The organism is Petrotoga halophila DSM 16923, from assembly GCF_002924615.1.
The window spans coordinates 1-11,686 of sequence record NZ_JALY01000022.1; the positions used below are offsets into that span (position 1 = coordinate 1).

The 11,686-nt window shown below is 31.4% G+C and carries 12 protein-coding genes; all 12 read right to left on the reverse strand.

All coding sequences use genetic code 11. From position 1 onward, the window contains the following. Positions 1-224: DUF5685 family protein (locus AA81_RS01070; protein ID WP_211292616.1), on the reverse strand; the 224-nt coding region annotated here is incomplete at its 3' end. Between the two features lie 97 nt (positions 225-321). Then, positions 322-1,533: a hypothetical protein gene (locus AA81_RS01075; RefSeq protein WP_103078934.1), complete on the reverse strand. Its 1,212-nt coding sequence runs from the start codon at positions 1,531-1,533 to the stop codon at positions 322-324. A 28-nt stretch (positions 1,534-1,561) separates the two neighbouring features. After that, positions 1,562-2,668 (reverse strand): GspE/PulE family protein, encoded by a 1,107-nt coding sequence (locus AA81_RS01080; RefSeq protein WP_103897918.1) that lies wholly within the window; start codon positions 2,666-2,668, stop codon positions 1,562-1,564. 5 nt (positions 2,669-2,673) lie between these two features. Next, entirely contained in the window at positions 2,674-3,804 is a 1,131-nt protein-coding gene (gene ftsZ, locus AA81_RS01085; protein WP_103078936.1) for a cell division protein FtsZ, read from the reverse strand. After that, complete coding sequence (locus AA81_RS01090) at positions 3,794-5,107, reverse strand: cell division protein FtsA (RefSeq protein WP_169999572.1); 1,314 nt, start codon at positions 5,105-5,107, stop codon at positions 3,794-3,796. Before AA81_RS01090 ends, ftsZ begins: the two co-directional genes overlap by 11 nt. 1 nt (position 5,108) lies before the next feature. Next, positions 5,109-5,600: a hypothetical protein gene (locus tag AA81_RS01095; RefSeq protein WP_103897920.1), complete on the reverse strand. Its 492-nt coding sequence runs from the start codon at positions 5,598-5,600 to the stop codon at positions 5,109-5,111. Continuing rightward, positions 5,600-7,525, reverse strand: a complete 1,926-nt coding sequence (locus AA81_RS01100; protein ID WP_103897921.1) for a DNA gyrase/topoisomerase IV subunit B — start codon at positions 7,523-7,525, stop codon at positions 5,600-5,602. Before AA81_RS01100 ends, AA81_RS01095 begins: the two co-directional genes overlap by 1 nt. Positions 7,526-7,548: 23 nt before the next feature. Continuing rightward, complete coding sequence (locus AA81_RS01105) at positions 7,549-7,839, reverse strand: DciA family protein (RefSeq protein WP_103076483.1); 291 nt, start codon at positions 7,837-7,839, stop codon at positions 7,549-7,551. 30 nt (positions 7,840-7,869) lie between these two features. Then, the gene (locus tag AA81_RS01110) at positions 7,870-8,685 is read right to left on the reverse strand and encodes an aminotransferase class IV (RefSeq protein ID WP_103897922.1); all 816 of its coding nucleotides are present in this window, start codon (positions 8,683-8,685) and stop codon (positions 7,870-7,872) included. Then, a complete protein-coding gene (gene mtaB / locus AA81_RS01115) occupies positions 8,675-9,979 on the reverse strand; it encodes a tRNA (N(6)-L-threonylcarbamoyladenosine(37)-C(2))-methylthiotransferase MtaB (protein ID WP_103897923.1) in 1,305 nt (434 codons plus the stop codon). The genes AA81_RS01110 and mtaB overlap by 11 nt, the downstream gene beginning before the upstream one ends. Continuing rightward, complete coding sequence (locus AA81_RS01120; protein WP_103076486.1) at positions 9,969-10,427, reverse strand: CBS domain-containing protein; 459 nt, start codon at positions 10,425-10,427, stop codon at positions 9,969-9,971. Before AA81_RS01120 ends, mtaB begins: the two co-directional genes overlap by 11 nt. Positions 10,428-10,443: 16 nt before the next feature. Further along, on the reverse strand, positions 10,444-11,406 hold the full coding sequence (locus AA81_RS01125) for a 1-phosphofructokinase family hexose kinase (RefSeq protein WP_103076487.1): 963 nt from the start codon (positions 11,404-11,406) through the stop codon (positions 10,444-10,446). Between the last annotated feature and the right edge of the window lie 280 nt (positions 11,407-11,686).

An 11,686-nucleotide genomic window follows, 5' to 3' on the forward strand; every position in this document is an offset into this window, starting at 1 on the left:
GGTTTAAATCGTTTTTTTAATCCTACATATGGACATCTGAATTCGTTTATATTCTCAAGAGGGTTGTTCAACATTGAAAAGAAAACCACTTCTTTTATCGTCGTGAGTCTATAAAACTCTCCTAAATTTTCTTTCAAAGAATGACATAATCCACAATAGTAATATAGGTAATTTTTTCTTTCTTCTTCGGTAGGGGTAAAATAGATAGATATGTATCCGTACATTATTTTAACCTCATTTGTATTAATTTTACTCTCTTTGGAAACTTTATTTTAGCGCTCCTTCGCCCCGCAGCCCGCCACACAATTATTCTAAGTGAATTTAATAAACTTCGACTGTATGTTTCTTTGAAAATATCTTATCTCCTATCTTCACACTGAATTGAATTTCATACTTTCCTGATCTATCTAAAGTTATAGTTTTAACATTCGATAAATCAAATACCCTGGTCGTTCCTAATTCTGGTATATATACCCTAGATAAGTCGTTATTCTCGTAGTTATAAATTAGTTGTTCTTCATAGAATAACTTAAACCGTACCTGTGAAATTTCAAATGCCCTAGGTTGTTTATTAGAATTTCTTAGTAAGCCCTCAAAATCAAGTTGATCTCCTCTGGAGGCTGCTGAAATAACATAAACTAGAAGGGATATATCATTGTAATTTTTATCTGTTTGATTCACTATATTCAAAGTAGTTGCATAAGTTTGCTCAAGGGAATTAAAGTCGAATAAAACATAATAATTTCCTGGATCCAACTTTTTATTGATTTCAAAATCTAAGGGTATTGAAGACAAAGGATTTAAATTTAATGTCCCAAAAGAAAATTTCTGTGAATGGATAACCTTTTCGTTTTGTTTTATTGTTAGCGTTCCAAATAATTCTTTGTTAAAGGTTTCGTTGGTTCCATTTACTGCTAATATGCTAACAGAAGGGAATTCCGTAGTGAGGTAGAACATATCTTTAGCAGAAACATCTATAATCAATCCCTTATTATAATTAAAGGTTTTAACAAGATTTACGTTTTCATCATTTAAGACAAAGGTCACTCGGGCTTCATAAGTTCCTTTGTCTAAATTTGAGATCTCCTTTTCTCTTAACAGATCAAAAACTAAAATTGTTTTATATGGCGAGATATCAGTTTCTACAGGTTGAGGAAATACATAACTGTATACAACCTCTGAATTTTCCTGGTTTACTATCAAAAAAGAAAAATTATTAATTGTTATATGAGAGTCTTTGTTGTTGGTGTTTTGTATAGTAACTTTTATATCTAAGTTATCTGGATAGTAATATTCTTCTTTTGATTCTAAGTTGATATGAATACCTTTTATAACTACATTGTAAGGCAGATCAAATCTTGAACCCCTACGTCCTATAATAATAAATATCAATGATAATATGGACAAAAAAATAACAATGTAAAATGTCCATCTAATTATTCTTTTTTTTGGTTGTTCTCTTCTTTCTTTTTCTTTTTTTCTTTCTTCATCATACTTTTGCCATTCTTCTGGGCTCTTTGAAAAATACTGCATGAATTCATCTCACTATTTTCACTATTATTTAGAAGGAGGATAAATTATTTGAATACTGATCTTCACTGATTAAACCTTCATTAAAAAATTTACGGAGTACTGGCAGTGGATCTATATAACGATCAGAATTTTTGTATTTTTCACTTATAAAATTGATACTTTTACCTTGTGAAATGTCTTTTTTCAAATTTTTTGAAATTATTAAACCTTCAAAAACAGTTATAAAACCTTTTTTCCCCGTATTATAGCAGTGCTGACACCCGTTCCCTTGGCAAAAAGGGCAATTTCTAGGTATTAATCTTTGATTAAGAATAAGATCTAAGCTTTCAGAGAGATTCCTTACTTCTATACCAAACATCTTTAACCTTTGAAGAACTAAAAAAACATTCTTAGCATGTAACGTGGAAAACACCAAATGACCTGTTATCGAAGATTCAAATAACAATTTTGCAAAATTTTCCTCCCTAATTTCACCCACAACTATTAAATCAGGATCTTGTCTCAATATATATTTTAAAATATCTGATTTCTCTTCCTCGCTTTTTGATAATATTTGAATTATACCTGGATTAATATACTCTACAGGATTTTCTATGCTATGTACTTTTCTCTTTCTTTTGAACTTATTAACTATATACTGCATAGTTGTAGTTTTGCCAGACCCTGTAGGACCAGAAAAAATAAGCATTTTTGATTTTTGATCAATTAATTTTTCAACATTAGAAAGAATCAAAGGTTCCATGAAAATTTTAATATCTTTTATGTTTCTTAATTTTCTTAAGACACAACTTATTCCCTCTGAAGATCTAACAAAGGAAGCTCTATAATTAATGTTTTGAAAGCTAAAAGAACCGTCGATATTTTCAAAATCTTTTACTATATCATATCCACAATTGATAAGTAATTTGTTGAGCACTACTTCGTATTCATATACACCCATAGTCTCCAAAGTTATTAAATCCCCACAGTATCTAGCTTTAACAACTACCTTTCCTTCATGAGGCTCAAAATGAAAATCTGTAATATTTTCATCGTCATATTTTTTCAAAAAGTTATCCAAAATATTTTCTTCAACTTCATAATTTTTTAGGTCTTTATTGTACAAGAGATAGAAATTAGAAGGTTTCCTTTTCATTATTATTATTGTTGTTGTTGGACTTCTTCTCCCGGAATTTCTTCTACATGATCTTGTAAATATTTGTTCAATTTGGATATTTCTTCAGCAACGACACCTTTACCAAATTGTCTATATAAGGCTGGTTGCTCATAAAGGTCTAGATAGTTTTCTTCTCCAGGTAATTTGTCATAACCCGATGCTATAACCGTCACTTTAATAACTTCTGGAGGTAAATCTATAACGGTAATTCCCATTTTTAGTTTTGCATCATCTATTGCGTATGAACGTAAAATTTCGTTAACAATTTTTACATCTTGTGTGGTTGGAGTCTTACCAGCAATGTTTACCAAAGCAGCGGTTGCATTCCTTACAGGATCTTCTAAGATCTTACTATTCAAGGCATTTTTTATAGCTTCTTCGGCTCTTTTTTCTCCTTTTGCAAGACCAATCCCTAGCATGGCAGAACCTTTTATACGTAATACCGAAGCTACGTCTGCAAAATCTAAATTGATCATACCTGGCTTCGTTATCAAATCAGAAATACCTGTTATTGCTTGAATAAGTATTTCATCAGCCTTCTCAAAGGCTTTATCAATGGGAATATCATCGTCGTTATCTATGAGTTTATCGTTTGATATTTTAATTAAACTGTCCACATACTTTTTAGTTTCTTGAAATCCCTTCAAAGCTATTCTTTCTTTTGTTGATCCTTCAAAGTGAAAAGGCAAGGTAACTATCGCCACTGTTAAAATACCCATTTGTGTAGCTAAATCGGCTATAATAGGTACAGCTCCTGTTCCTGTACCTCCCCCTAAACCCGCAGTTATAAATAAAAGATCCGTATCTTTTAAAGTTTCTTTTAAATCATCTTGACTTTCTAAAGCCGATTTTTTACCAATTTCAGGATCTCCGCCGGCACCTAAGCCTTTTGTTAACTCTTTTCCCAATTGAATTTTTGTAGGTGCGTCGTTACTTTCTAATACTTGAACATCCGTGTTAGCTGAAACTAATTCTACATCATCAATACCCTTTTTTATCATTCTCTGAATAGCATTATTCCCTGCTCCTCCGACACCAATAACTTTTATCTTGTAACTTGTTTTCCTACTAAATAATTTATCTCTTTTGTTGATTTCCTCCATTTCAAAGGGCATCTTCTTCTTCACCTCCCGTTATCTTCTTAAAAAAAGTTTTTAAGGCGGTTGTCGTTTTGTTGGAAGGTTTACTTCTTTTGGGGGATTCCGAACGAGTCTCTCTACTTTTTTCATTAAGATTTTCTTCTAATAGATCAATTCTGTACCTTTCTATTAACCCAAAAACACTCTGAAACTCTGGATCTTTTACTAACTCTTCTGGAATATTCTTGAAAGAGTCGAAAGATACTATGGAACTCTTCCTGAAATTTTCACCCATCAGTTCTTTCACAGTGCTTTCAATATTTCTTATCTTCGAACCTCCCCCAGTCAATACTATTCCTCCCTGTAAAGCTCCTACTTCGAAAGTTCTTTCATAACCTATTTTTGAGAGTTCTCCATTTAGCCTGCTTATGATTTCTCTGACCCGAGCAAAAATGATTTTATTTAAAAGACTTAAAGGAACGTAAGAATAACCACTACCCGTCAATAATTGGAAATTCACCTTTTTCATTACTTTAGTCTCTCTTGAACATGCCCCTTCCTCTTCCAATAATCTATGCGCCTCTCTTTCAGAAACCTTAAGTATATTGGAAATATCTTGTAATACATATTTCATTCCATAGGGGAAAGTATAGAATAACTTTGGAATACCCTCTTTAAAAATGATTATCCTACAAGAATTGTAACCGAAATCAATGACAGTGATTCCAACATTTCTATCGTTGGGAGTGGTAATAATATAACTATTCGATAAAGTTGAATCGTATATAGGAATTTCAGAAGTATAGACAATGTCTTTTAAAACGTTAATTAACAATGAAAAAGAATTTTCATCTACCCAAACAATATTTAGCGTTGTAGTTAAAGATTTTTCGGCAAAAAAAGAAACTGGATTTTTTACCCTTTTTTCGTCAATATGAAACTTCACAAAGTTAGAATCTAAAATTATTTTTCCTTCGTCCGTGTATTTTTTGATAACGCTTTTCTTGATGTTTCTAAGTTCATTTTCTCTAATTTCTGTTCTTTTACTAAATTCAACGGTAAAATTCTCTTCGGTAATATTTAAAGAGTTAGTAGAATATCCTACAATAATCTCAGGATTTTTAACCTTTTTTGGAGACTCCTGATTCAACTTTTCTATAAGCGTTTCAATCGATCTACGTAACGATTCCATATCTTGAATTTCACCGTTAATAATACCATCAACTGGCAGTTTACTCAGCGAAATTGGTACTATATTTCCATTTTCGTCTGTTTCAAAAAGGACTCCTTTTAGAAAAAAACTGCCTATATCTATTCCAATTAAATAATTTTTAGCCATACTATAACCCCCGATCATCGATTTTAAAAAAACTATGGTTACTAATAAAATAATTCCCAGGTCCTAATAGCTCTATATCACTAAGTATCGCCAAAAAAACTTCAATTTCTGGTAATTCGAGGTATTTAATTCTTATGTTATTATAACAAAGTATTTCTTTATTTGGAAAATTTATTTCTCTAATCGAAGTATTGTAACATATGCCTTTGATAAAATTGAGTTCTTCCTCTTTTTTAATTTTATCTTTCGAAAAAATTACTTTGATGAATTTTGGTTGTGGATAATCGCTAACAAATGTTATTTTATCATAAATATCAAAATAAAAATATCTATTATTTATTTCTATGTAATAAATACTTTTCTCAATTTCTATTTTATCTTTATAAACAAAAAGTTCTTCTTGAGTTTCATCAAAAAAAGGGCTGAGATGGTAAAAACAAATTATTAAAAGTAGAAGGTAAAAAAAGGTTAAAGTTAACTTTTTCCATTGCACTAAATATCGAGCTCTTTCACCTTATTAGCATTAGATTCAATGAACTCTCTTCTAACCGAAGGATCGTATCCCATGAGTATTTCTATCATCTCTTCTGCCATTTCTAAATCTTCCATCTTTATTTTCACAAGTTTTCTAGTTTCTCTATCCATAGTGGTTTCTCTCAATTGGTCAGGGTTCATTTCTCCTAACCCCTTATATCTTTGTAGCCTCCATTTTTTATCCCCATACTTTTTCTTCAATTCTTCAAGTTCGTCATCAGAATAAAGATAAAAATGTTGTTTTCCAACTTCAAATCTATACAAAGGTGGTTGAGCAATGTATACATGACCTTCTTCTATTAGAGAACGCATATATTTGTGAAAAAGTGTCAATACCAAAGTTCTAATATGGGCACCATCAACATCTGCATCAGTCATGATAATGATTTTACCATATCTCAATTTGGACAAATTAAACTCTTCTCCTATGCCAGTTCCCAAAGCTGTGAAAATATTTGAAACTTGTTCATTTTTTAAAAGTTTCAAAAAGTCAGTTTTCTCTGCATTTAGAATTTTTCCTCTTAAAGGTAAAATTGCCTGGTACATCCTGTCTCTAGCTTGTTTTGCATTTCCCCCCGCAGAATCTCCTTCAACTATAAAAAGTTCTGATTCGTTTAAATCCCTCGACGTACAATCTGCCAATTTACCTGGTAAAGTTGTATTTTCGAATATTGTTTTTCTTTTAATGCTATCTCTGGCTCTTTTAGCCGCCAGTCTTTTTTTGTAGGCTAAAAACATTCTTTCAAAAATGTTTTTTGCTTCTTTTATATTTGCATCAAAATATAAAGATAATTTTTCTGTAGTTATTTGATTTACTGCTTCTCTAGCAACTTTAGATCCCAATCTTCCCTTTGTTTGACCTTCGAAAACAGGATTGGGCATTTTTATATGTATTATGGCTAATAATCCTTCTCTCACATCTTCTCCACTAAAATTCTCGTCTTTTTCCTTTAAAACGTTGTACTTTCTTGCATATTCATTTGATAATCTTGTTAGAGCCTGTTTAAATCCAGATTCATGTTCTCCTCCATCGATAGTTCTAATGTTGTTCACAAAAGAAATAACATTGCTTTCTTCAGAATCGGTATATACAAAAGCTATTTCCACTTGAATTTCAGACTCCACTTTACTATATTGATATGATCCATACATATAAACCGGCTCGGAAATAGAATTCATTTTCCGCCGTTTCAAGATGTAATTTATAAATTCATTTAACCCACCTTGAAAATGAAATTCTTGCCTATAATCTCTTTTTCTATCTTCAAAGATAACTTTCAAGTTAGGATTTAAAAAGGCTATTTCTTTCAACCTATTCTCTATTAATCGTGATTCAACTGTGATATCTCCATCATCGAATATTTCTTTATCAGGGAGAAATTTCACAACAGTACCAGTCTTGTCTGTTTCGCCTATAACAATTACATCTGTTTGAGGAACGCCTTTTGCATACTTTTGATAGTATATTTTTCCGTCTCTGTAGACCTTTACCTCCATATATTCGGAAAGAGCGTTAACAACCGATGCTCCTACTCCATGAAGCCCTCCACTAACCTTATAGGCTTTCTTATCGAACTTTCCACCCGCATGAAGCGAAGTCATAACTAACTCCAATGTATTTTTGTTTTCAGTTGGGTGTATATCTACAGGTATACCTCTTCCATTATCCTCAACTTCAATAGAATCATCCTCATTCAAAGTAACTCGGATTGTATCACAAAAGCCATTAACATGCTCATCTATGGCGTTATCAATTATTTCATAAACCATATGGTTTAATCCGGTTTTACCCGTTGATCCAATGTACATTCCAGGTCTTAACCTAACAGGTTCTAGTCCTTTTAAGACTTTTATATCGTTTCCAGAATATGTTTTTTCTACCATTTAAACACCTCCACAAGAGTTCCTCAAGAAACAATTCTAATTCTATTTATCGTTTCATTTTCTAGAATAGAATTTAATGCGTTCAACAATATTTTTTCCCTAAAAAGTATTTCCTGTTTAACATAATTGTTTTCACAGGCTATTTCCACTACCTTCTCTTTTAAGAGATAATTTTTAACTGTTACATGTTTTGATAAATTCTCAGGCATATACTTAGGTAATTCTTCTCTTAATTTTTTTATTATATATATTTTTTTGTAGACCAAATTTTTTTTAGAAAGTTGTTTTAAAACTCCTTCAAACTTTTCCTCCATTTAGACCATCTTAGTAATATACTGTTTCCCTTAATCTTCTATTTTTTCTGTAATGAAATCTTTCCAATTATCGAGAATAGCTTCAGTTACTACACCAGGTACAGTAAAAGTAAAATCAGGAAAAATTCTTCTAACAGGTACTACCCCTCTTGAAGTGTGGGTAAGAAATACTTCCTCAGCAGATAAAAGTTCCCATACTTGAACATTTGCTTTCTCTTCAACTTCTAAAGATAAATCATTTGCTAATTCAAGGACATCTTCTCTGGTTATCCCCGGTAATATTCCTGATGAAATATGAGGTGTCAACAAAACGCCACCACTGACGTAAAAAATATTAGAATATGTGCCTTCGGTAACATTACCGAACTCATTCAAAATGATGGAATCATAATAATAATCGTATTTTTTATGGATGTATTTGATCGATCCATTTAAAGGTGTTTTTACATAATAAGGAATAATAGGAGACGAAGTTTTTCTTTCTCTAGCTATATTTACTACCACGCCTTCTTCAATTAAATCTACATCCTCTTTTAATTCTTCAACAAAGCAATAAAATGTTTTATATTTAGAAGTGAAAGGAGTTACATATATTTTAAATCTGAATTCTTCATAATTATGAATCTTTTTTGCCTGATTTAAAATTATTTTTATCTTTTCCAGAGGTGGTATTTCAAGTGCCATAAAATCAGCAGATCGCTTCAACCTGTCATAATGCCTTTTTAAATTGTAAGGAATACCTGAATAAGTTCTGAGTACATCATAAATGGAATAACCATTCACGAACCCTTCATCATCTCCACTAACCAAGGGAAATTCTACCCACTCTTTACCATTATAAAACATTCGATACCACCCCTTTATTTTCTTTAGACAAAGAAGATATCATTGTATTAAAAAACTGACCTTTTTCAATTTTTTTCTCATGAAATTGAACATTATGGGGAATATAATATTCATCGTATCCAAAAAAAACATCTTTTAAGCGATTTTCTGTCAATACCTTAACTTTAGACCCTATGATACCATTAAGGTAATTTTCTCTTGAGAGATCGGCAATTTTATTCATTTGTGAAAGTCTGGCCTTTTTCTCATTTCCAGGTATCTGATTTTTCATCTTAGCAGCTACAGTCCCTTCACGTGGTGAATACCTAAAACTATGGACTTTCAAAAGCTTAAGTTCTTCAATTGAATCAAACATGATACCTAAATCTTTCTCATCTTCACCTGGAAAACCAACTATGAGATCACAGGTAATAGAAAATTTTGAGTCGTATTTTCTTAAGTTTTCAATGGCTGTATAAATCATTTTTCTATTATACTTTCTATTCATTGTTTCTAAAATTTTATCGGAAAAATGTTGAATCGAAAGATGTACGTGTCTTTCAAATATTGGATAAGCGTTCAATATGGCAGACAAATTATCGGTTATTATTTCAGGATATAGAGATGTTATTCTTATTCTAATTTCTTTATCAGCAAAACGCTTCCCAATTTGATTTAATAGTTCTTCCAAGGTTTCTGAATTGTCCACTCCATAATATCCCAAATTTGTTCCGGTAAGCACTATTTCTTTATAACCTTTTTCTATGAATTTTTCTATACTTTTAATAACTTCTTCTTTTGGTAAACTGACTATTTTTAATCCTCTCAAAAATCTTATTTTACAGAATGTGCAGGAGTTAATACATCCTTCCTCTATGGGTAAAAAAACCCTTGTTCGGTTATCGTACGGTTCGTTGGGAACTAATATGTCATATTTTTCATTATGGAGCCAAAAATGCTTATCTGAGTATATACCTTCTTCGTACAAAAAACGGTCTATTTGTTTTTTTTCAAAATTACCTAAGACCACATCGGCACCTAATTTATTTAATTCTTCGGGATCAGAAATAGAATAACAACCTGTAGCTATAATCTTTGAATTTTCATTTAATTTTTTTAATCTCCTAATTGTCTGTCTAACCTTCCTTTCAGCCTCTGAAGTAACAGCACAAGTGTTTAAAACGTATATATCACTTTCACCCATTTTTTCTTCAAATACAATATCAAAATGAGGAGATAATTTCTCGGCCATCGCCTGACTTTCGGCTTGGTTCATTTTACATCCAAAAGTAATAAAAGAAACTTTACGCTTCATATTCTATTTCACCGCTCAATGTTCTACTAAGTAAACCTATTCTCCTAATAACCCCTACCAATCTTTCATTATCATCAACGACAGGCAAAACCTTTAACTTATTTTTTATAATTACATCTGCCACATGCAAAACCGTATCATCAAAGTAAACCTTAAATGGCTTTTTTATCATAAAATCAGATACTGGACGATCCAATATTTTTTTCAATCCATTAAAAAATTGATGGCTATCCGGTATAAAAGAAGTAGTTTCCATGAGCTTCAAATACCCCGGAAGTGAGGCATCAATGATACCGCTTTCGCTTAAATACCCTACCAGTCTAAAATCACTTGTAACTATGGGAAGTGCAGATAAATTATGCCTTCGACATACAGTAATAAAACGCTCTACTTTCTCATCTTCCATTAAAGATGTTAGATCTCTCTCCATTATTTCTTTAGCTTTCAAGGTAAACACCTCTTTGTTATTCTAATCTTTCAATGGAAAACCTATTTAAACTTCTTTTTATATCTTCTAAAGTTCCTATCTTTTTTTCTATATAATCCGTTTTGGAAATGGCACTAGCCATACCGAATTTTGCAGCTTCAAAATAATTGAAATTATAATTTATTATGTAGTATAATATTCCCGACATAAATGCATCCCCCGCCCCAAAAAGATGTGACTTCTCAATTTTTTCCTCCGGATTAAAAAGCCACACACCCTCATTAGTTGTTATTACGTCACCGAAAATCTGATAACTCATAACAACTAATCTGGCACCATTTTCTATAATTTTTTTTGAAGCATCAATAAAATCATCAATACTTTCCAGAGTTTTTCCAAAAATTTCTGTTTTTCTTCTAAAGTCTGGTCTTACAACGGTAGGACAATTATTTAAAATAGCTTCTTCAAAACAAGGGCCAAATGATTCCATGTAAGTAGTTTTTCCTCTTTTCTTAGCTTCCAACATCAAATCGGAATAAACACTACTTTTCAAACCTGGAGGAACACTCCCAGACACTACGACATGTTCCACTAATGAAAGAGAATTTTTGTATCTCCTCAAAAAATGATCGTAATCCTCATTGTTAATAAAAGGACCTTTACTGTTTATCAATGTTATTACTTCTTTTAAGGGATCTATTATTTCAATATTTTCTCTACTTTCTTCGTCTGAATAAACAAAATTCATTGTTATATTATCATACGCTGAAAGTTTGCTCTGAATAACGTTACCTATGTATCCCCCCAAAAAACCTGTTACTATCGATTTTATTTGTAAATTAGATAGCATTATTGAAACGTTAATACCTTTACCTCCTGGTTCCATTTTGGAATTTGAAGGATTTTCTATTCTATACATATTCCCTACTTCAAAATTATCAATTATAACTTCTCTATCCAACGAAGGATTTAAAGTGACTGATAAAAAATCGTACTCCATCGATTTCCTCCTAATACCAATATTATTTTATTAGTTATAGAAATTCAAAACTTGCTTTTGACGACCTTTTGCCCCATAACTCACCTTCTGCAGAGAGAGTTCTACCCTGTTACCTTTTTATAGTCAAAAATCGAATTTTTGAATATCTTCTTATTTCTAAATCGTCTCTATCTTGTTTGAATAATCGCCTATTTTTTATATTATATCATAACAAACCTAAGTATTATTAACCGAAAAATTAAAATAACGGGTACAAAAGACCCGTTATTTTAAAAGATAG

Coding starts and splice junctions, on each gene's coding strand:
- AA81_RS01075 (WP_103078934.1), bottom strand. CDS start 1,533: ATGCAGTATTTTTCAAAGAGCCCAGAAGAATGGCAAAAGTATGATGAA.
- AA81_RS01080 (WP_103897918.1), bottom strand. CDS start 2,668: ATGAAAAGGAAACCTTCTAATTTCTATCTCTTGTACAATAAAGACCTA.
- ftsZ (WP_103078936.1), bottom strand. CDS start 3,804: ATGCCCTTTGAAATGGAGGAAATCAACAAAAGAGATAAATTATTTAGT.
- AA81_RS01090 (WP_169999572.1), bottom strand. CDS start 5,107: ATGGCTAAAAATTATTTAATTGGAATAGATATAGGCAGTTTTTTTCTA.
- AA81_RS01100 (WP_103897921.1), bottom strand. CDS start 7,525: ATGGTAGAAAAAACATATTCTGGAAACGATATAAAAGTCTTAAAAGGA.
- AA81_RS01105 (WP_103076483.1), bottom strand. CDS start 7,839: ATGGAGGAAAAGTTTGAAGGAGTTTTAAAACAACTTTCTAAAAAAAAT.
- AA81_RS01110 (WP_103897922.1), bottom strand. CDS start 8,685: ATGTTTTATAATGGTAAAGAGTGGGTAGAATTTCCCTTGGTTAGTGGA.
- mtaB (WP_103897923.1), bottom strand. CDS start 9,979: ATGAAGCGTAAAGTTTCTTTTATTACTTTTGGATGTAAAATGAACCAA.
- AA81_RS01125 (WP_103076487.1), bottom strand. CDS start 11,406: ATGGAGTACGATTTTTTATCAGTCACTTTAAATCCTTCGTTGGATAGA.